This is a genomic window from Enterococcus sp. S86.2 (assembly GCF_059834485.2).
On record NZ_CM206813.1, the window covers coordinates 729511 to 750000 of the forward strand.

Below are 20490 nucleotides of genomic sequence, written 5' to 3' on the forward strand. Positions count from 1 at the left end.
CGGGGGATGTCCTCTTTTATTCAGTGTTTTTTAGTGAAGAAAATACTTTAGAAGGTTATGCTGTTTTTATAAAAACGACAGATCACCAACTAAAAAAATGCAAAAGTCTTCTACTCGATGTGTTTTTGTGCTACCAAACTATCAACAGCCTCTAAGACCGCAGTTTTGCTATCTGCCAGTGGTTGCCAACCTAATTGTTTTTTTGCTTTATCATTTTTTACATTGCGATTCATCTGTAAGAACAAAGCCCCTTCTTGGGCGGTTGTGTTAAAGTGAGACGCTAACTTGATTAAAAAATTTGGAATTTGCTTTTGTGGGACTTTTGCTGCTAATGCAGGCCGTTCCTTTTTTATTAGTGCAGCTATTTCAGCCATAGTGATTATCCCATTTGCAGATGCAATAAAACGTTGTCCGCCAGCTTCTGGTGTTAGCATTGCCAGAATGTGAATTGCTGCAACATCGCGAACATCAACAACATTTAAAGGTAAATTAGGATAGCGTTTTGTAGACCCAGCCAATAACATTTTTAATAAGTCGAAACTACCGGAGACATGGCCATTTAATGATGGACCAAAAATAGCGACCGGATTAATGGCAACTAAATCAAAATTGGGTTTTTCACGTTTCATAAACTGCCAAGCAGCTTTTTCAGCTAATAATTTTGATTTTTCATATAAAGAGAGACCGGCTTGATTTTCGTCAGTCCAATTTTCTTCGGTGGTCCAACTATTTTTATCCAAATTACTAAAACCCACTGCACCAAAATTTGAGGTCATAACAACGCGTTTGACTCCGGTTTTGCTGGCGGCTTTTAAAATCCGCAATATCCCATCACGGGCTGGTTTCATCACTTCTTGTTCGTTGGAAACTTTACCAAAAAAGACAGGTGATGCGACACTAATCACACCATCGCAATCTGCCATAATCTCTTCCCAATGGGCATCTTGATTTAAGTCTGCTACTGCAAAGGACAGTTGTGAGGTATCGTAAATACCGTTTGCTTTTATAGTAGCAAGAATAGCTGCTTGGCTGTTATTTTGACGGATTGTCGTTTTGACGGCAAAACCTTGTTGCAATAGTTGAAAAATAATGTGAGAGGCTAAAAAGCCAGTCCCCCCTGTAACGAGAATCTTTTTTGACATGTGTATTCCTCCTAAGTTGAATGACTTGCATCTGTTTTAACTTGTTACTATAGTGAGTGTAAACCCTAGAGTCCACTCTAGGGAAAGTAAGTTGCACAAAAAAGGAGTAAAAATAATGTATTCCATTAAAGAAGTCGCAGAACTATTTGGTTTATCTGTTTACACCTTGCGTTATTATGACAAAGCAGGCTTGTTACCTTTTGTTTCAAAAAATGAAGCGGGATACCGTGTGTTTACTGAATCGGATTTAGGTTTTATTCAAACTATTTGTTGTTTAAAAGATACTGGTATGCCAGTTAAAACGATTAAAGTCTACATTGATTATTGCATGGAAGGGACAAAAAGTATTCCCAAACGACGCGCCCTTTTAGCACAACATCGGCAAAATGTTTTAGCTGAAATTGAAAGTTTGCAGCAAAATCTAAAAGAAGTAGATGAAAAATTGGCTACTTACACGAGCCCTGAGGCAGTTAAAGTAGTTGCTGCTATGCGGCAATTTTCCAGTGCTGAAAAAGAACGCTATGGTTTATATAATCCATACCGCTAAAAAGTTTAAAAGTTAAAAATGAAGTGGCCTTCTAAAGTGACATTCTCCAGATGAGATAATTTTCATGAAGTCTTTTCACCACCAGTTTTTTTAGGTAAAATAAAGGCTACGAAAAAATTTTAAAGGAGAAATGAAATGTCACAATTACCGAAATGTCCAGAATGCGGGTCTGAGTACACCTATGAAGATCGCGGCCTATTTGTTTGTCCTGAATGTGGTCATGAATGGAGCGCAGCAAAAGAAACACAGTCACCAGCAGAGGGCGTAGTTGCAAAAGATGCAAACGGCAATTTATTACAAGATGGCGACAGTGTCACTGTTATTAAAGATTTAAAAGTCAAAGGGGCTTCAAATCCCATTAAACAAGGTACAAAAGTAAAAAATATCCGCTTAGTTGAAGGGGATCATAATATTGACTGTAAAGTGGATGGTTTTGGTCCAATGAAATTAAAGTCAGAATTCGTCAAAAAATTATAAAATTCCTTCTGATTCTCTTCACAATATTTTCATGAGTAAAATGGTAAAATAAAGATAGACAAGTCTTATTTGATTCTGTGAGGGAGGAAACAAAGATGCATGGAATGGGTTATGGCTTTATGCCGTTTTTTGATCCAACAATGATTTTAGTGATTATCGGGTTGGTGTTATCAGGGATCGCATCAGCTTATGTAAATAGTACCTTTAGAAAGTACGATGAAGTGAAAAGCCGCAATAATGTTACAGGGACACAAGCTGCCCAGTATATTTTGAATGATCAAGACATTAACGACGTCGGGGTGCAAAAAATTGCCGGAAATTTGACCGATAATTATAATTCTCAAACAAAAATGTTAAGTCTATCAGAAGTGACGGCGCAATCTACCTCGGTAGCCGCGATTGCTGTAGCCGCCCATGAATGTGGGCATGCGGTTCAAGATGCAAAAAGTTATGTACCGTTGCGTTTACGCGCTGCCATTGTACCAGTAGCAAATTTTGGTTCAACTTTGGCATTTCCGATTATTTTAATTGGCTTTTTCTTAAGTGCGCCAAAACTGGTTACGATTGGACTTTGGGCTTTTTCATTGGCACTGATTTTCCAATTGGTAACATTACCAGTAGAATTCAATGCTTCAGCTCGAGCGTTGAAAATTTTGAGTAACGGGAATTTGTTAACAGAAGAAGAGCTGCCGATGGCGCGGAAAGTTTTATTTGCCGCTGCTTTAACGTATGTTGCTGCCGCTGTAGCAACGTTCTTGCAACTCTTGCGCTTGATTTTAATTTTTGGTGGTAATCGGCGGGATTAAGATTGCTAAATTTAAATGCGTAACCGACTTTGATTGGTTGCGTATTTTTTATGCGCTTTTACCCGATAAGATACTTGATATAAGGCAAATCTTTGCACTTTTGCGATAATTTTGACAAAATAATAACTAAATGAAACGATTGCTATTTTAAAATCAGGCTGGAGGCACGACATGAATAAAAAGGAAATTGGTATCCGCTCTCTTGTAGCGCTAATAGGTGTTGCGATACTAGCATTAGGGGCGACCACTTTACGCATGGGAAAAGTTGGTTTAGATCCTTATACGTCCGCAAATATTGCACTCGGGGGCAAACTTGGTTTATCACTAGGCGTCTATCAACTGATGGTAAATATTATCATTTTGGTATTGATCTTTATTTTCGGAAAAAAATACATCGGCATCGGTACCGTCATCAATATGGTGCTGGCAGGTTTTTTCATTGATTTTTACACGGAAATTTTTACCAGTCTAAATTTAGTTGCCCACAATATTTTGATGCAATTGCTCTTTTTGGTAATTGGTATTTTGCTTTTTAGTTTTGGTGCATCATTATATATGGGGGCAGAATTAGGCAATGCGCCATACGATGCAATTGCACCAGTAATTGTGGACAAAACAGGAGCCCCTTACCGGGTTATTCGAGTGATCCAAGATGTTGCGTTCAGTGTAGTGGCCTTTGTTTTTGGCGGACCAATTGGTATTGGAACATTTATTAGTGCCTTTTTAACAGGTCCGTTTATCAGTTTCTTTGACCAAAAAATCACCCATCCCATCGTCAATTCTTTAACCAAAAAATAAGAAGGTAACAAAGGAGACTAGCTTTTGCAATCATTTTTCAAAAAAATATTGTTTAAGTCTTTCTCGTTTTTGACTTTTATGTATCTAGTCAAGGCACCTAACTTTTACAAGAAATAAACAAGAGACAGAAAAGGTAAAAGAGCTACCTTGTCAGTCTTTGTATTATTTTTGAAAAGTTGCCCGAGGTGTTTTTGACTTTTATGTATCTAGTCAAAGCACCTAACTTTTACAAGAAATAAACAAGAGACAGAAAAGGTAAAAGAGCTACCTTGTCAGTCTTTGTATTATTTTTGAAAAGTTACCCGAGGTGTTTTGACTTTTATGTATCTAGTTAAGGCACCTAACTTTTACAAGGGTGAAAGCCCTTTTGGTTTTGCTATTTTTTTCTCTGTGCTATGATGAAGTAGTAGAAAAAGTTCTTAAAAGAGGGGCTGAAAAAGGATGAAAAATAAGACAAAAGTAACGATTGGACTAAGTATTGCGGCGGTGGCTGGTATTACAACAGCTGTAATTGCTTCGGATGCGGTAATTAATAAAATTCGCCATAAAAAAGATCGCTGCAAGGTAAAACGATTTGTTGATGATAAGTTTGACGGCAACGAAAAGTTAATGTCAGTGGTGGATAATTTGTCAGACGATGAATTGGATTCATTAATGAATGTTATGAAAAAAATCAAATCCGGTCGCAAACAAATTTCTGTCTATGGCGATTCTTTAAAGGAAACAACCGAAAGTTTAAAAGACAAATTAAGTGGTTTGATTGATCAAATTGTCTAAAAAGTAAAAAGAAAGGCACGTCAGAATGACGTGTCTTTCTTTTGGTAAATTTTTGGAATAAAAAAACGAAACCGAAGTCTCGTTTAAGGTCTTTTTAATCAGACACATGGCAGATCCCGCTTAGTGCTGCTTCCTTCCAGATCTGACACAATTCACAAGCCTGCCATTGTCCTAGCCTTGCGGCAAGAACTAGTATAGCGTATTTCGTCAAATTTGGCTAGTCTTTTTCTAAAGTTTTATTCCGTCGGAAGATCTAATGTAAGTTTACGCATTTTTTTCTCGGCTTTGTTTTTTGCCCGCAATGCCCGGAAAAAGTCAGTTAAGATCTGACCACAGTCCGCTTGTAAAATGCCGCCTTCAACATAAGACCAATGGTTAAAGCGTTCATCAGTTAAAATTGTCAATAATGAACCAGCTGCGCCACCTTTTGGATCATAAGCACCAAAATAAACTTCTTCCACGCGGGCTAATTGCATCGCCCCGCTACACATGGGGCAGGGTTCTAATGTGACAAATAGTTGACTGCGTTCTAAACGCCAACTGTCGATATTTTGACACGCCTCGCGAATGGCAAACATTTCTGCATGTGCAGTTGCATCTTGATCTGCCTCGCGGCGGTTGTATCCATAACCGATAACTTTACCGTCTAAAACAACTACGGCACCAATCGGTACTTCTCCGATAGCTTGCGCTTTTTTTGCCTGTTCTAAGGCCAAGAGCATATATTTTTCTTTTGTTAAAGTATCCAAGCTACTGCTTTTTTCCACATTTTTCACCTCGCCAAATTTTAGCATTTTTTGACAAGAGACAAAAGAGGTACCCTAGTAAAATTGGCAGTTTTACTAGGGTATCGAAAAAGAAGAAATGAAAAAAATTATTGGGTATGGCAAAACTATAATTCTGCAAGCTTAATAACAGCTTAAAGTACCGTATTCTTTTACACCGTTTTTGAAGTCAGCTACAATCAAAGTAGGAGGTGGTGACGATGGAGAAAAAAACCAGTCGCTGGATAAAATTTTTAGGTGGTAAAAATTTAATTTTTACTTTAGTAGCGTTACTTTTATTAGGCGCTGTTTTGTGGCTCTTTGCCCAGCTGGATTTCTTATTTGATCCGTTTGTGACAATTTTTAAAGCCATTAGTGGCCCGCTTATTCTAACGATGGTCTTATATTATTTATTTAATCCCATTATTGATTGGCTGGAAGGTAAAGGGGTGAAGCGGGTAATTAGTGTAGCAGCTTTATTTATTGTTTTGATTAGTTTAGTCGTAGTTGCTGTTGTTTTAATTAGTCCGATTATTCAAAAACAAGTTCTCTCTTTAGTCTCTTCTTTTCCAGATTACATGGATAAGACGATAAAAATGATCACGAAGCTTTTTGATAATTCACCATTTGAAGAACCGTTGGATCAAACAATGGAAAAATTGCAGAATTGGTCTGAGGGACTTTCTAGCCAAGTAACCGATTATTTATCAGGGGTTATTAAAGGGGCTTCCAATGTTGTTTCAACTATTACCAGCACAGTATTAATTATTGGGACGGCACCAATCATTACTTTTTTCTTATTAAAAGATGATCGCAAATTTTTTAGTTATGTTACCAAGTTGATTCCTCCTCGTTTTCGTAAAGATGCCAAAGCGATTGCAGGGAGCATGAATACGCAAGTAGGAGCATATTTGAAAGGACAAGTTTTAGTTAGTATTGCGATTGGCTTGTTGACCTTTATTGGCTTTTTAATTATTGGTATGCCATTTGCCGGGTCGTTATCCTTACTAACTGGTGTGACGGCTATCATTCCATATATTGGGCCATTTATTGCCTTTATCCCAGCTTTTATTGTCGCATTGATGTCTTCTTTTGGCATGTTAGTAAAAATGTGTCTGGTTTGGGTAATTGTCCAAATGTCCAATGGGCATCTGATTGAACCAGCAGTGATGGGCAAACATCTTTTAGTACATCCAATTACGATTGTTTTAGTCTTATTGGTAATGGGAGATTTAATGGGGATGTTTGGTCTGATTTTTGGGATTCCTATTTACGCTGTGATAAAGGTTTTATGTATTTATTTCTTCCGCAAACTAAAAGGGCGGTATAATCGCTTTTATGGTGAGTATGGGAAATATGAAGAGACTGATTTTGAAGAATAAAAAAGCTATGCTTGTAGATGTTTTGAATCTACCAGCATAGCTTTTTTTACTAGCGCAAAGAATTATTCGTGGTAGTCTTCGTAACGAGGGGCGTTAGCTTTTAATTCATTTTGTTCGGCTAAACTTAGTTCGCTGAAGACGTCGTTGCCATCTAAGAAGGATTCCCAATCAGAAGTCATTAATTCATTTAGACCGTCTTCATCATGCTTTTCCCAGACTTCGGTTTTGACGCCATCTGGTGTAATAAAGTGTCCTTTTTCGTTTTTATTAAGGTTTTTTAATTGGGATAAGTCGTGTTTTTTGTTAAATAATTTTTCCCATTCGGTTTTTAATGCGTGTTTCATCTGCCTTCCTCCTTTTTTACTGCTAGCTTTATTTTAGCAAATGCATGTGATTGGGTAAAAGATTTCAAACCCGGGTATCAAAATAAGACGCTGTGAAAAAAATGTGCTAGTCTAAGTTTAGCTTATTTACCTATCTTTAGAAATGAGGCCTCATTATGGAAAAAATTACCATTATGCATACCAATGATTTACACTCCCATTTAGAAAACTGGCCGAAAATCAGACGCTATTTGGAACAACGCCAGCGAGAATTAGCCCAAAAAGGTCATGGGGCTATTACAGTTGATTTAGGTGATTTCGTCGATCGTTGGCATCCTTTGTCAGAAGCGACAAATGGCAAAGCAAACGTTGCTTTAATGAATGCCGTTCATTATGATGCGGCTACAATCGGAAATAATGAAGGGGTCGGAAATTCCCAATACGATTTAAATCACCTGTATGATGAAGCCAATTTTGATGTTTTGTTAGCCAATTTATTTGATAAAAAAACTTTACAACCACCTAAATGGAGCAAAGAATATAAAATTATCACCACAAAAGCTGGGAGTAAAGTTGGCCTAATTGCACTGACAGCACCATTTCCCCTTACCTATAGTCCTAATGGTTGGGATATTCGGTACCCATTAGAAATTTTGCCTAATTTAGTTGCCCATTTAAGACCGCAAGTTGATGTTTTGGTATTAATGAGTCATTTGGGAATTGAAGACGATCAGTTAATTGCCAGCGAAATGCCGGAAATCGATGTGATTTTAGGGTCCCATACCCACCATTTATTTCCAGCCGGTAAAGTGGTCAATGGCGTACAATTAGCTGCCGCTGGAAAGTTTGGCTATTATATTGGAGAGGTTCGGCTGGAATTGGACGAAAATCATAAAATTATTTCCAAAATGGCGCGTACCATTGAAACTGCAACTTTAACGACGTTTCCAGAAGATGAAGAAGAAATTAAGGGCTATTTGCAAAAAGGGCATGACTTACTAAAAGCGCAAAAGGTCGCGAACTTACCTTATGATTTAACGCTGGATTTAAATGGTGAGCACCGCCTAATCGATGCAACTTTAAAAGCGGTAGAAAAAAGAGGGCAGACAGATGTGGCTATTTTAAATAGTGGTTTATTTTTGCAAGAATTGCCAAAAGGTGAAGTGAATCAAGATCAACTCCATACGACTTTGCCCCACCCAATGCACCTTTTAAAGGTCACGTTAAAAGGTGCTGACGTCCGCCGTTTAGTTTTAGAGATGGAAAAAAATCGTAACTTTTTACGGAATTTTCCCATGCTGGGGATGGGATTTCGCGGGAAGATCTTTGGTGTAATCACGTATGATGGTATTTTTTATGACAGTGTGAATCATGAAGTTTATTGGTTAAAAGAAAAACTGCAAGATGATAAAGACTACACATTTACGACAGTGGATCATTTTATGTTTGTCCCGTTTTTTCCTACAATTGAGATTGCTGGTAAATACGAATTTTTATTTCCAGAGTTTATCCGTAGCGTGTTAGGGACGTATTTGCAAACTCACTATCCAAGCAAATAAAAACAAGGTATAATGAAAAACAGGTGGTGAAAGAATGACAAAAGAGAACAAAAATCTAACCGAAGAATTAACGACGGTTTTAGAGGAAGTCGCAACCGAAGAAGTGGCAAAACCGCAAAAAGGTGAGCTTGTGACACCGATTAATGAGACTGATTTTATGATCGGACAACGTCAGTATAAGCTTGTTTATGACCACCGGGAAGGCTTTGACGCAGAAAAATTAGGGGAACGTTTCAGCGAGGTTTTGGCTCGTTATGATTATATTGTTGGCGACTGGGGCTATGAGCAGCTACGCTTAAAAGGCTTTTTCAGTGCTGCTGATAAAAAAGCACAACCAGAACAGCGCATTGATACTTTAGAAGATTATTTATATGAATACTGTAATTTTGGCTGTGCCTATTTTGTGATCCAGCGCGTAGGAAATAAGCGGGAGAAAACACAAAATCGTAAACGCCGTAAGAAAAATTACACGAATCAGCCGGCACAAGCACATATTGCCGAAAAGAAAACAGAGGTAAAGAAAAAAACAAAGCCGGTATTAAAGAAAAAAGTTGAAAAACAGCCGACTAAGAAAACAGAAGCTGCTGCAAAACCTGTCAAAAAAGATGGAAGAAAAGGCGGCTTTACCATTAGGAAGCGAGAAGATTAATGTACAAAGGATACTTAATTGATTTAGATGGCACGATTTATCGTGGTCAAGAACCAATTCCAGCAGGAAAACGCTTTGTAGATGAATTAAAACGCCGTAATTTACCGTTTTTATTTGTCACAAATAATACAACCCGTAGCCCTGAGACAGTTTCAGAGCGCTTGGAAAATGAATTTGATATCAAAGTCGCGCCCGCAACAATTTATACAGCAAGTTTGGCTACCATTGATTTTATGAAAGCTGATAATGCCGGTAATAAAGTCTTTGTCATTGGTGAAGCAGGCCTGATTGACTTAATACTAGCGGCCGGTTTTACTTGGGAAGAAGAAAACCCAGATTATGTTGTGGTAGGGTTGGATAATCATGTAACGTATGAAAAATTTGTATTGGCAACTTTAGCCATTCAAAAAGGTGCTACTTTTATTGGGACTAATCCAGATAAAAACATTCCGACTGAACGCGGTTTGTTACCTGGAGCGGGCTCATTGATTTCATTAGTTGAAACAGCCACGCAAACAAAACCAATTTACATTGGAAAACCAGAAGCGATTATTATGGATAAAGCGCTGGAAAAAATTGGCTTAGCTAAAAAAGATGTGATTATGGTCGGCGACAATTACGAAACGGATATTTGCTCTGGGCTAAATAATGGCATCGATACCTTATTGGTGCTGTCAGGTTTTACTCAAAAAGCAGAGGTTGCTACCTTACCTGAGGCACCGACTTTTGTATTGGATTCATTAGATGAGTGGGATTTTGAGGTTCAAAAAAGATGATGACAGCTTGGCAAAGACGGTTAGGTTTTTTCAGCCTTTTTTTAACGATTATCACGTTGGTTATCACAGTAGCGATTAACTTTCGGCCTTTATATGTCTTTGATATTCATTATTTGAATATCCTCGATTATACAGTTGTTGATAAAACGACATTGTTAAAAAATTTTGACAAACTAATGGCTTTTTTAAACAATCCCTTTGCAAGTCAATTGGCTTTGCCGGACTTTCCGATGTCTGAAGCTGGTCGGGGACATTTTATCGATGTTAAAAAGTTATTTATGCTAAATTATGCTGTTTTACTTGTGACCTTCATTCCTTCTTTGATCTTTTTAGTAAAGTTGAAAAGACAACAAAGTTTATGGCGCTTAATCTTGCCCTTTGAACTGGGGATGGTAATTCCAGTGGTTTTTGGCTTTGTGATGGCAACCGGGTTTGATCGTTTTTTTGTGACATTTCACAAATTGTTTTTCCAAAATGATGACTGGTTATTTGACCCCAGAACAGATCCAATCATTAATGTTTTACCGGAAAGCTTTTTTATGCACTGCTTTATTTTAGCGTTTGTTTTATTGGAATTGTGCTTTTTAGCTTTCGTTTTATGGGGACGGACAAGTTTCAAGCAAAAAAACAACGATCCTAACTAAGGGTCGTTGTTTTTTTGACTATAAGAAAAGAATAAATTTTTCAGCGAAATAAACGCCTGATAGCAAGAATATCCACGCCTGATTTTCCGAACTAACTTGCCTTATTGCTGGCGAGTTGACCGAGTGCGTTCAGCCTTTCATATTGTCTAGCTTCATGCACTAACTCGCGGCGACAATAAGGCAAAAATCTTAAGAAATTTGAAGAACAATTTATCAAGCTTTTCGTCTTATTGCTGGCGAGTTGACCGAGTGCATTCAGCTTTTCTTATTGGGTGATGTAATGGGACTTACCGGGATTTTGGTGAGCTAAACGACTAGCAGCAGAAGCCGCAATAGCTCCGACAATATCATCTAAAAAGGTATGGACATGTTTGCCATCGTGGCTGTTTAATTCTTTTAAAATGCCAGGCTTTACTTTGTCGATATAGCCGTAATTCGTGAAACCGATGGAACCATAGACGTTAACAATCGACAGCGCCAAGATTTCATCAATACCATAAAGGCCTTCGTCATCTGCCACAATTTCTTGTAAAGGATCAAGTAATTTTCCTTCTTCAGCTAAAATATCCAATTGAATACCTGTGATAATCGCATTGTGGACTTCTCGTTTGGTTAAGACACTATTGACGCTTTCAACACATTTTTCCAAGGTGATATCTTTGATATAATCTTTTTGTAAAAACATTACCAACTCGCCAATTTCATCTAGGGAAACACCACGAGTTGTCAATAATTCACGGGCTTTTTCTTCGAGTGTTTTTGTTTCAATTACCATTCAAATCCCTCCAATTCTTCTTGCTAAGGTTAGCTCATCTTTTATGTTATACTATCTGAAAGCATCAAGCAAAGAAAAGGAAGACCGTCATGAAACCTTTAATCGAATTTTGTGAACAAAACCTAAGCCGGCAGGGCAACCTTTTATTAGAAGATGAAGAACTAAAGGAAAAGGCAGATTTTTTAATTACCAGTTGTTTAAGTATGTGTGAATTATGTGCCAAAAAATTATTTGTTGTAGTTGAAGGAGAAGTCATTGTAGCTGATACGATGTCAGAGCTTTTAAGTAAAGTCAAAGGTGCTATTTCGGAGTGGGATGATTTTTAAATAGCTAAATAAGAAAAGCTAAAGGAAACCTTCAGCTCTAAGGCATAAGTCCAAAATTTGTACTTTCTGATATAAATGAGACCTAAAAATTTTTACTGCTTTATACTAGCTTAGCAACTAGTATAAAGGCAGTAAAATTTTTAGGTCTTTTGAGTTTAAAATAAACTTGTACTATGAGCAGGTTGGGTTCGATTTTTAGGGTCGATAAAATGCAAAGCGTTGTTCACAGCAGTTGGGGCTTCGCCAAAACCGGTTGCGATCAGTTTTACTTTGCCTTCATAACCGGCAATATCACCACAGGCGTAAATTCCCGGAATAGAAGTACTCATGTCAGAATTGACTGTGATGGTTTGTCTTGTTCCAGCCAAATTCCAATCTTTCACATTTAGGTTAGAAGTAAAGCCGTAGTTTACCAGAAGGTGATCCACCGCTAACTCAATTTTTTCTTTAGTCTTAACGTGTTGCAGACTTACGCCATCTAAAAAGTCGGTGCCGTGTACGTCGTTAATCACATAAGGCGTCATAATATTAACCGATGATTGGTAAAGATTTTCAACACTGTGTTCTAAAGCACGAAATTTGTCGCGGCGATGAATCAAATGAACTTCAGCGGCAATGGGTTCTAACATTAAGGCCCAGTCAATGGCAGAATCGCCACCGCCGGCTAACGCGACTTTTTTACCAGCATATTTCATTAAATCATTGACATAATAATCCAAACCACGCTTTTCAAAGGTCTTGGCATTTGGCACGGTTAGTTTACGAGGCTGAAACGAGCCGTTTCCTAATGCTAAAATAGCGGCTTTGGTGTAGTGGGTATCTTTATCTGTTGTAATGACAATGACATCGTCTTGTTTTTCAAGGTGAATCACTTCTTCACCTAAACAATAAGTATGGGGAAATGTTTGTAACTTCTTTTCCAAAACTTGCACCAAGTCATTGGCCTTTATTTGAACGTAACCGGGAATATCGTATATATTTTTTTCAGGATAAAGCGTGGATAACTGGCCGCCTAATTGGGGGAGACTGTCGATAATTTTTGTTTTTGCATTGCGCATCCCTGCATAAAAACCCGCGAACATCCCCGCTGGACCAGCACCGATAATGGTAATATCATAGACTTCCATCTTGTTTCCTCCTTGCATGTTGTCGCAGTAAACCACTGCAATAGCTCCTAGTATAAGGGCAAAGAGTTGTTTTTTCTATTAAAAGGCATTATAGCTTTCACACCTTTAAATCTTTTAAAGTTCTCTTAGTAAAAAGCAATCCATTGCATTGTGAGCAGTGGGAAGTAAGGGTGTTTTAAGCATTTTGAAATCAAATTTTTGATAGAGGCTTAATGCTGCTTGTAAACTGTGGTGGCTCTCTAAATAGATTGCTCGATACCCAGCCTTTGTTGCAAAGGCTAAAGCGGCAACCATTAATTCATTGCTGTAGCCTTTTCCTTGTGCTTTTTTGGTTAAGTATAACTTTTGCAGCTCGCAAATATTTTTTTCAGGATAAAATTCGGCAATCCCGACACCTCCGAGAATTTCATCCTTTTCTGTGATAACAAAATAATTTCGTTTAGGTGAAGCAGCATAGTAAGTAGACAGTTGGTCTAGTTCGGAATCAAAATAAGCAGTTCCTGGGATTGCTAAGTTGCAGTCTTCAAGACTTGTACGAATAATCTTGGCGATTGTTTTATCATCTGTTTTTTCGATTAGACGAATTTTCATTGGTGCACCCCCTGGTAGAGCGTTTAGTTTCCAGCAAGTATAGCAAATATCGCAAAATAAAATCAAGAATACGTGGCAAAATAGGCGAAGTCTGCTATCATGAAATTAATCCATTAAATAGAAGGAGGAATTATCGTGAGCGATTTTCCACAATTAACATTAGAAAACCAAACTGGCCACAAAGCACTAATCAAAACAAACCGTGGCAACATTTTAGTACAACTATTTCCAGAATTAGCCCCAAAAACAGTCCAAAACTTTGAAGCATTAGCCAATAAAGGCTATTATGATGGTGTTATTTTCCACCGTGTCATTCCAGATTTCATGATTCAAGGCGGCGATCCAACCGGTACTGGTATGGGTGGTGAAAGTAGTTTTGGTGGGAATTTTGAAGACGAATTTTCAAAAGAATTGTTTAACGTTCGGGGTGCGTTGTCTATGGCCAATGCCGGACCAAATACTAATGGTAGCCAATTCTTTATTGTGAACAACCAAAATGTTCCAGGGAATATGCTGGGACAATTAGAAGGTGCGGGTTATCCTTCTGAAATTATTGAAGCATATAAACAAGGCGGCACACCGTGGTTAGACTTCCGTCATACTGTCTTTGGTCATGTGGTTGAAGGCATGGATGTCGTAGATGAAATTGCGAATGTTCAAAGAGGCCCGCAAGATAAACCAGTTCATGATGTGGTCATTGAAACGGTTGAAATTTTAGCCGACTAATTTAAAATAGTTAAAACAATACCCGAATAAGCCAATGTTTTTTTTAACAGTGTCTTATTCGGGTATTTGTTTGTCTGTTAAGGCGTTTTAACATCACTTGGGTCATCGGGGGCTACCATTTGCGCATATTCGTCGGTTTCTTCAATTGGATGTTTGGAGGTTTTTACTTCGATAAAATGAATGAGACGTCCAACACATAAAAGAGCTGTGAGTGTCCCAAAGCCAATCCCGTTTGGTTGGCCCAAAAAAATCATTCCCAATAAAAAGGCGAGGGTAATCATCGTTAAATCAAAATAGAACTTGACTTGACCAAAGCGCTTTTCTTTTTTTAACGCAATAATTTCTACTAAACCATCAGGTGGGTTTAAGATCAGTTTGGAGTTCACCATCAAAAAGGCTCCCACACTAGTAGCGATTACGGCTGCAATTAAAAGTGCAATTTTGCCAATTAGACTTGTCACGACAAAATCTTTCAAACCTAAACCGACATTGTAAAAATCTACCACTGCACCAAAAAGAAATGAAAAAGGTAATTGCAAAAGAATTTTTAATGGCAAACTTTTGACCAGGATAATCTCAACGATAACCAATAAGCCAAAGACTAAACTCGTGGCATTACCTAGGGATAGATCAGTAATGGTCGCTGTCGTAAAAGGTACTGAAACTAAAGAACTGACACCTAGTTGGCAACTTGAAAAAAGCACAGTTCCCAAGGCTAAAATGAAAATCCCAGGGACATATTGAATGAAACGTTTTGCAAAATCAGGCATCTTTGTCCTCCTTTTTTATTTTACAGAGAAATTTTTTTAAAAAAAGTCTGTAAAATACTATTTTTAATCATTGTCTTATTTTAGTGTAACAAAATTTTCATGGCAAATGTAATAAAAACAAGAAAGAAAAAGAAAAGACCGCATCAAAAGATACGGTCAAAATGTTTTTATTATTTAAATGCCCGTGCTATTTGCTCTAATCCTTGTTGTAATGTGGATTTAGGACAAGCAATGTTTAGACGCACATGTTGTTTTCCATTAGGTCCAAATGTAAAACCTCCATTTAAAACAACACCAGCCTCATCAATCATCTTCTTGTTTAACGCAGTATCCGTTAAATTATAAGCAGAAAAGTCTAACCAGAAAAGATAAGTACCTTCTGGGGGCATGATCTTTACTTGCGGCAGATTTTTTTGGAGAAATTCAATGGTAAAGGCGCTGTTTTTTTGTAAATAGTCTAACAGTTCAGTTAACCATGTTTCGCCACCTTCATAGGCAGCTTTAGTACCAATCAGTCCAAATGTATTAATCGTATCTTGTTCACTTTTTGCTTGAACAGCGGTAAAAGCGGCTTTTAATTCGGGATTTTTCACAAAAATCATCGAGTTTTTAATGCCGGCCAAATTAAAAGTTTTTGTAGCAGCAGTTAACACAATAGAAAAATCAGCAAAACTTGGATCGATATTATGGAAAGTTTCATGTTGATAAGGCGCAAATATCAGATCTTGATGAATTTCATCACTTACAACCAAACAATGATGTTTTTTACATAAGTCACCTAATTGTTTTAATTCGGTCTTGCTCCAAACGCGTCCACCTGGATTATGGGGATTACATAAAATAAAAAGTTTGACATCTTCTTTAATCATTTGCGCTTCCATTGTGGTAAAGTCCATTTCAAAGTGCCCATTGACTACTTTAAGTGGACTTCGAACTAATTTTCGTTTGTTTTCTTCTACCATTTGGGCAAAAGGGGGATAGACAGGATCTTGTATCATCACGCTGTCACCTTTGGATGTGAAAGCCTCAATACTGACAGCAATACTTGGTACGACACCAGGGGAAAATAAGATATCCTCTTTTTTTATATCATAATTATGACGTTTTTTTTGCCAATTTATAATAGCAGCATATAGATCATCTCCAAAAAGTGTATAGCCGTAAATTCCCTGTTCTACATAAGAAAGCAGTGCTTGTTTAACAGAAGGTGGTGCAGTAAAATCCATATCTGCTACCCACAACGGCAATAGATCATCTTTGTGGTAAGTTGTTGCAATACTATCCCATTTGACGCTATTTGTGTGACGGCGTTCGTTGCGTTGATCAAAACTTGACATAAAAAGACCTCCTAAATTTCTAAACTTCTTTTTTAACTCTAATTACAGTATAATGAATAAAGCAAGGAGTGGAAACCAAATGTCTTATAAAATCGGCGATATTCTTGAAGGTCAAGTTACAGGTATTCAGCCTTATGGTGCCTTCGTTTCTTTGGATGATAAAACCCAAGGACTGATACATATTTCTGAAGTACAGTCTGGTTATACTAAAAATATCCATGATATTTTGTCCGTTGGGGAAAAAGTAAAGGTCCAAATTATTGATATTGATGAATATTCACAAAAAATCAGTTTATCTAAACGAACGCTAGAAAAAAATTATGTTCCAAATCGCAATTACAAAAAACGCTACTTTACAAATAAAAATAAAAAAATTGGTTTTACCTCAATTAAAAAAGTATTACCAGACTGGATTGATGAGGCTGTAGCCTATTTGCATTCTGAAAATCGTGCGAAATAATTATGCATGTTTTCTGAAAATGTGCTATCATAAAAGCAGATAAAACAGCCGAGGTGGTATCGTGACTAATAAAAAAGTTGCTGGAACAGTAATGTTGCATTTACAAAATGGCTCTAAACGATTTTTAGTTCATACTGTAGGAGATACAATGGAGTTGGCGTCTACTGATTTTTCAAACGAACGTACTGGTTTGGCTAATATTTTGAGCTTATTAAAAGAAAGCGTTAAGCTCGATGTGAAAAATATTGACTTAGTAGAATTGACGAATGGTCAAATTGAAAAAGAGAACGTTCCACTGTTTGTTTTTGAAACGAGTGAAGAAAAGTTAGTTGGTGATTTACCTGAAGATTTTCGTTGGGAAGAACCCCAAAGATTTCGGGAAATTATTAGGCATTATGATATTGAAGGTGTACCTTATTTTTAAATGACCAAAAGGAGATTATCAAAATCTCCTTTTTTTGTACAAAAAAATAAATACTCAAAAAAATATTTAACGGATAAAATAGTAATAAGGTGGATTTTAATTCGTAAATAATATCAATATAATAATTTTTTTTGTGAAATTCACTTTTTGATATTTGAAATACGAATGATTGAATTGTTTGATGGAAATTGTATGTTAGTCTTCCTTTATTTTTCTAAACTTTTTGGTTGACCTGAACTTCTTAAAGTGGTAAATTAATCAACGTTGGCAAGGCAGTCACACGATTGAAAACAACTTGAAACATTTTTGAAAAAAGTTGTTGACAGTTGCTACAACGACTGTTAAACTAACGAAGTTGCTTGATGAGCGGCGAACTTCTGAAATATCATTTCAAAAAGCTTTTAAAACTTTTTGAAAAAAACAGTTGACAGAAATTAAGTCAACTGATAAGATATAAGAGTTGCCGAAACATTTCAAAAAGCAACCAACTGCAAGTTAGATAAATACATTTAACTTCGCAAGTAGACCTTTGAAAACTGAACAAAGCAAGCAAACGAACCAATGTGTAGGGCGCTTCTTTTATAGAAGCAAACAACATGCAAGCAATAGCTAGCAAAGTTAATTTTTATTTGAGCTTAACAGTCTATGACTGTTCAAACACTTTTTATGAGAGTTTGATCCTGGCTCAGGACGAACGCTGGCGGCGTGCCTAATACATGCAAGTCGAACGCTTCTTTTTCCACCGGAGCTTGCTCCACCGGAAAAAGAGGAGTGGCGAACGGGTGAGTAACACGTGGGTAACCTACCCTCAAGCGGGGGATAACACTTGGAAACAGGTGCTAATACCGCATAACAATACCAAACACATGTTTAGTATTTGAAAGGCGCTTTTGCGTCACTTGAGGATGGACCCGCGGTGCATTAGCTAGTTGGTGAGGTAACGGCTCACCAAGGCCACGATGCATAGCCGACCTGAGAGGGTGATCGGCCACACTGGGACTGAGACACGGCCCAGACTCCTACGGGAGGCAGCAGTAGGGAATCTTCGGCAATGGACGAAAGTCTGACCGAGCAACGCCGCGTGAGTGAAGAAGGTTTTCGGATCGTAAAACTCTGTTGTTAGAGAAGAACAAGGATGAGAGTAAAATGTTCATCCCTTGACGGTATCTAACCAGAAAGCCACGGCTAACTACGTGCCAGCAGCCGCGGTAATACGTAGGTGGCAAGCGTTGTCCGGATTTATTGGGCGTAAAGCGAGCGCAGGCGGTTTCTTAAGTCTGATGTGAAAGCCCCCGGCTCAACCGGGGAGGGTCATTGGAAACTGGGAGACTTGAGTGCAGAAGAGGAGAGTGGAATTCCATGTGTAGCGGTGAAATGCGTAGATATATGGAGGAACACCAGTGGCGAAGGCGGCTCTCTGGTCTGTAACTGACGCTGAGGCTCGAAAGCGTGGGGAGCAAACAGGATTAGATACCCTGGTAGTCCACGCCGTAAACGATGAGTGCTAAGTGTTGGAGGGTTTCCGCCCTTCAGTGCTGCAGCAAACGCATTAAGCACTCCGCCTGGGGAGTACGACCGCAAGGTTGAAACTCAAAGGAATTGACGGGGGCCCGCACAAGCGGTGGAGCATGTGGTTTAATTCGAAGCAACGCGAAGAACCTTACCAGGTCTTGACATCCTTTGACCACTCTAGAGATAGAGCTTCCCCTTCGGGGGCAAAGTGACAGGTGGTGCATGGTTGTCGTCAGCTCGTGTCGTGAGATGTTGGGTTAAGTCCCGCAACGAGCGCAACCCTTATTGTTAGTTGCCATCATTTAGTTGGGCACTCTAGCGAGACTGCCGGTGACAAACCGGAGGAAGGTGGGGATGACGTCAAATCATCATGCCCCTTATGACCTGGGCTACACACGTGCTACAATGGGAAGTACAACGAGTTGCGAAGTCGCGAGGCTAAGCTAATCTCTTAAAGCTTCTCTCAGTTCGGATTGTAGGCTGCAACTCGCCTACATGAAGCCGGAATCGCTAGTAATCGCGGATCAGCACGCCGCGGTGAATACGTTCCCGGGCCTTGTACACACCGCCCGTCACACCACGAGAGTTTGTAACACCCGAAGTCGGTGAGGTAACCTTTATGGAGCCAGCCGCCTAAGGTGGGATAGATGATTGGGGTGAAGTCGTAACAAGGTAGCCGTATCGGAAGGTGCGGCTGGATCACCTCCTTTCTAAGGAATATTACGGAAACTACACAGTTTGTAACTTGTCTTTGTTCAGTTTTGAGAGGTCTACTCTCAAACATTTTATTTTGTTCATTGAAAACTGGATACTTGAAGAAAAAATCAAAACAAACCGAGAACACCGCGTTGAATGAGTTTTTTAATAAGTTCAATTGCTTATTTTCTTGAGTAAGCTTCTATCGCTAGAAGAACTGCTCAAAACCAGACCGTAAGGTCTTATAAGGTTAAGTGAATAAGGGCGCACGGTGGATGCCTTGGCACTAGGAGCCGATGAAGGACGGGACTAACACCGATATGCTTTGGGGAGCTGTAAGTAAGCTATGATCCAGAGATTTCCGAATGGGGGAACCCAACATCTTTTATAGGATGTTACGTATACGTGAATACATAGCGTATACGAGGTAGACGCAGAGAACTGAAACATCTAAGTACCTGCAGGAAGAGAAAGAAAAATCGATTCCCCAAGTAGCGGCGAGCGAAAAGGGAACAGCCCAAACCAAGATGCTTGCATCTTGGGGTTGTAGGACTCCAATATGGTAGTTCTTTCAGATAGTCGAATGACTTGGAAAAGTCAGTCAAAGAGGGTAAAAACCCCGTAGGCGAAATTTGGAAGGCACCTAGGAGGATCCTGAGTACGGCGGAACACGAGGAATTCCGTCGGAATCCGGGAGGACCATCTCCCAAGGCTAAATACTCCCTAGTGACCGATAGTGAACCAGTACCGTGAGGGAAAGGTGAAAAGCACCCCGGAAGGGGAGTGAAATAGATCCTGAAACCGTGTGCCTACAACAAGTTAGAGCCCGTTAATGGGTGATAGCGTGCCTTTTGTAGAATGAACCGGCGAGTTACGATTGCATGCGAGGTTAAGTTGAAGAGACGGAGCCGCAGCGAAAGCGAGTCTGAATAGGGCGAATGAGTATGTAGTCGTAGACCCGAAACCATGTGATCTACCCATGTCCAGGTTGAAGGTGCGGTAAAACGCACTGGAGGACCGAACCCACGTACGTTGAAAAGTGCGGGGATGAGGTGTGGGTAGCGGAGAAATTCCAAACGAACTTGGAGATAGCTGGTTCTCT

At 38.8% G+C, this 20490-nt stretch carries 22 protein-coding genes, 2 rRNA genes and 1 other RNA gene (1 of these 25 only partly in view); 16 read left to right on the plus strand and 9 right to left on the minus strand.

The window, feature by feature from the left end:
- Nucleotides 1–110: 110 nt before the first annotated feature.
- Nucleotides 111–1142 carry an SDR family oxidoreductase gene (locus AC6R0T_RS03260; RefSeq protein ID WP_303753261.1) on the minus strand — a complete coding sequence of 344 codons (1032 nt, stop codon included), beginning with the start codon at nucleotides 1140–1142 and terminating at the stop codon, nucleotides 111–113.
- 112 nt (nucleotides 1143–1254) lie between these two features.
- Between AC6R0T_RS03260 and AC6R0T_RS03265 the strand changes: the two genes are divergently transcribed.
- The 5 genes from AC6R0T_RS03265 to AC6R0T_RS03285 all read left to right on the plus strand — a co-directional run bounded on the left by AC6R0T_RS03265 (nucleotide 1255) and on the right by AC6R0T_RS03285 (nucleotide 4547).
- Nucleotides 1255–1689 carry a MerR family transcriptional regulator gene (locus AC6R0T_RS03265; protein ID WP_282462596.1) on the plus strand — a complete coding sequence of 145 codons (435 nt, stop codon included), beginning with the start codon at nucleotides 1255–1257 and terminating at the stop codon, nucleotides 1687–1689.
- A 135-nt stretch (nucleotides 1690–1824) separates the two neighbouring features.
- Complete coding sequence (locus tag AC6R0T_RS03270; protein ID WP_230709972.1) at nucleotides 1825–2166, plus strand: zinc ribbon domain-containing protein YjdM; 342 nt, start codon at nucleotides 1825–1827, stop codon at nucleotides 2164–2166.
- A 95-nt stretch (nucleotides 2167–2261) separates the two neighbouring features.
- Complete coding sequence (locus AC6R0T_RS03275; protein WP_303753260.1) at nucleotides 2262–2972, plus strand: zinc metallopeptidase; 711 nt, start codon at nucleotides 2262–2264, stop codon at nucleotides 2970–2972.
- Between the two features lie 171 nt (nucleotides 2973–3143).
- On the plus strand, nucleotides 3144–3770 hold the full coding sequence (locus AC6R0T_RS03280; RefSeq protein ID WP_303753259.1) for a YczE/YyaS/YitT family protein: 627 nt from the start codon (nucleotides 3144–3146) through the stop codon (nucleotides 3768–3770).
- Between the two features lie 441 nt (nucleotides 3771–4211).
- Entirely contained in the window at nucleotides 4212–4547 is a 336-nt protein-coding gene (locus tag AC6R0T_RS03285) for a hypothetical protein (protein ID WP_206905849.1), read from the plus strand.
- 91 nt (nucleotides 4548–4638) lie between these two features.
- Here the strand turns inward: AC6R0T_RS03285 and ffs are convergent.
- Together ffs and tadA are read right to left on the minus strand one after the other, a co-directional pair.
- Nucleotides 4639–4725: signal recognition particle sRNA small type (gene ffs / locus AC6R0T_RS03290), an RNA gene on the minus strand.
- Nucleotides 4726–4783: 58 nt separating this feature from the next.
- On the minus strand, nucleotides 4784–5341 hold the full coding sequence (gene tadA / locus AC6R0T_RS03295) for a tRNA adenosine(34) deaminase TadA (RefSeq protein ID WP_206905851.1): 558 nt from the start codon (nucleotides 5339–5341) through the stop codon (nucleotides 4784–4786).
- Between the two features lie 191 nt (nucleotides 5342–5532).
- Here tadA and AC6R0T_RS03300 point away from each other — a divergent pair, with 191 nt between their 5' ends.
- Nucleotides 5533–6693, plus strand: coding sequence for an AI-2E family transporter (locus AC6R0T_RS03300; protein ID WP_206905852.1), 1161 nt, complete (start codon nucleotides 5533–5535; stop codon nucleotides 6691–6693).
- Between the two features lie 62 nt (nucleotides 6694–6755).
- On the opposite strand, the gene AC6R0T_RS03305 is transcribed toward AC6R0T_RS03300, so the two are convergent.
- Complete coding sequence (locus tag AC6R0T_RS03305) at nucleotides 6756–7037, minus strand: hypothetical protein (protein ID WP_206905854.1); 282 nt, start codon at nucleotides 7035–7037, stop codon at nucleotides 6756–6758.
- A 155-nt stretch (nucleotides 7038–7192) separates the two neighbouring features.
- Between AC6R0T_RS03305 and AC6R0T_RS03310 the strand changes: the two genes are divergently transcribed.
- The 4 genes from AC6R0T_RS03310 to AC6R0T_RS03325 are packed head-to-tail and all read left to right on the plus strand — an operon-like array spanning nucleotide 7193 to nucleotide 10644.
- Entirely contained in the window at nucleotides 7193–8575 is a 1383-nt protein-coding gene (locus AC6R0T_RS03310) for a bifunctional metallophosphatase/5'-nucleotidase (RefSeq protein WP_282461496.1), read from the plus strand.
- Between the two features lie 34 nt (nucleotides 8576–8609).
- Nucleotides 8610–9224 (plus strand): YutD family protein, encoded by a 615-nt coding sequence (locus AC6R0T_RS03315; protein WP_303753258.1) that lies wholly within the window; start codon nucleotides 8610–8612, stop codon nucleotides 9222–9224.
- Nucleotides 9224–10000: a TIGR01457 family HAD-type hydrolase gene (locus AC6R0T_RS03320; RefSeq protein ID WP_206905858.1), complete on the plus strand. Its 777-nt coding sequence runs from the start codon at nucleotides 9224–9226 to the stop codon at nucleotides 9998–10000. Before AC6R0T_RS03315 ends, AC6R0T_RS03320 begins: the two co-directional genes overlap by 1 nt.
- Nucleotides 9997–10644 carry a TIGR01906 family membrane protein gene (locus AC6R0T_RS03325; protein ID WP_303753257.1) on the plus strand — a complete coding sequence of 216 codons (648 nt, stop codon included), beginning with the start codon at nucleotides 9997–9999 and terminating at the stop codon, nucleotides 10642–10644. Before AC6R0T_RS03320 ends, AC6R0T_RS03325 begins: the two co-directional genes overlap by 4 nt.
- 265 nt (nucleotides 10645–10909) lie before the next feature.
- On the opposite strand, the gene AC6R0T_RS03330 is transcribed toward AC6R0T_RS03325, so the two are convergent.
- Nucleotides 10910–11419 (minus strand): phosphatidylglycerophosphatase A family protein, encoded by a 510-nt coding sequence (locus AC6R0T_RS03330; RefSeq protein WP_230709957.1) that lies wholly within the window; start codon nucleotides 11417–11419, stop codon nucleotides 10910–10912.
- 89 nt (nucleotides 11420–11508) lie between these two features.
- Here AC6R0T_RS03330 and AC6R0T_RS03335 point away from each other — a divergent pair, with 89 nt between their 5' ends.
- Nucleotides 11509–11745 (plus strand): DUF1450 domain-containing protein, encoded by a 237-nt coding sequence (locus AC6R0T_RS03335; protein ID WP_303753256.1) that lies wholly within the window; start codon nucleotides 11509–11511, stop codon nucleotides 11743–11745.
- 155 nt (nucleotides 11746–11900) lie between these two features.
- Here AC6R0T_RS03335 and AC6R0T_RS03340 read toward each other — a convergent pair whose 3' ends face one another.
- Together AC6R0T_RS03340 and AC6R0T_RS03345 are read right to left on the minus strand one after the other, a co-directional pair.
- Nucleotides 11901–12872, minus strand: coding sequence for an NAD(P)/FAD-dependent oxidoreductase (locus AC6R0T_RS03340; protein ID WP_303753255.1), 972 nt, complete (start codon nucleotides 12870–12872; stop codon nucleotides 11901–11903).
- A gap of 114 nt (nucleotides 12873–12986) precedes the next feature.
- Complete coding sequence (locus AC6R0T_RS03345) at nucleotides 12987–13463, minus strand: GNAT family N-acetyltransferase (RefSeq protein ID WP_282461492.1); 477 nt, start codon at nucleotides 13461–13463, stop codon at nucleotides 12987–12989.
- Nucleotides 13464–13598: 135 nt separating this feature from the next.
- Here AC6R0T_RS03345 and AC6R0T_RS03350 point away from each other — a divergent pair, with 135 nt between their 5' ends.
- Nucleotides 13599–14189, plus strand: a complete 591-nt coding sequence (locus AC6R0T_RS03350; protein ID WP_206905870.1) for a peptidylprolyl isomerase — start codon at nucleotides 13599–13601, stop codon at nucleotides 14187–14189.
- 77 nt (nucleotides 14190–14266) lie between these two features.
- On the opposite strand, the gene AC6R0T_RS03355 is transcribed toward AC6R0T_RS03350, so the two are convergent.
- Entirely contained in the window at nucleotides 14267–14959 is a 693-nt protein-coding gene (locus AC6R0T_RS03355) for a YczE/YyaS/YitT family protein (protein WP_303753254.1), read from the minus strand.
- A 170-nt stretch (nucleotides 14960–15129) separates the two neighbouring features.
- A complete protein-coding gene (locus tag AC6R0T_RS03360) occupies nucleotides 15130–16296 on the minus strand; it encodes a MalY/PatB family protein (protein ID WP_303753253.1) in 1167 nt (388 codons plus the stop codon).
- Nucleotides 16297–16375: 79 nt separating this feature from the next.
- Between AC6R0T_RS03360 and AC6R0T_RS03365 the strand changes: the two genes are divergently transcribed.
- From AC6R0T_RS03365 to AC6R0T_RS03380, 4 genes are all read left to right on the plus strand, one after another.
- Nucleotides 16376–16756: a CvfD/Ygs/GSP13 family RNA-binding post-transcriptional regulator gene (locus tag AC6R0T_RS03365; RefSeq protein ID WP_230709946.1), complete on the plus strand. Its 381-nt coding sequence runs from the start codon at nucleotides 16376–16378 to the stop codon at nucleotides 16754–16756.
- A gap of 61 nt (nucleotides 16757–16817) precedes the next feature.
- A complete protein-coding gene (locus AC6R0T_RS03370; protein ID WP_206905881.1) occupies nucleotides 16818–17180 on the plus strand; it encodes a hypothetical protein in 363 nt (120 codons plus the stop codon).
- 662 nt (nucleotides 17181–17842) lie between these two features.
- Nucleotides 17843–19402 (plus strand): 16S ribosomal RNA (locus AC6R0T_RS03375).
- Between the two features lie 234 nt (nucleotides 19403–19636).
- A 23S ribosomal RNA gene (locus AC6R0T_RS03380) occupies nucleotides 19637–20490 on the plus strand (it continues 2060 nt past the right edge of the window).
- The 16S and 23S rRNA genes sit together here, the layout of an rRNA operon.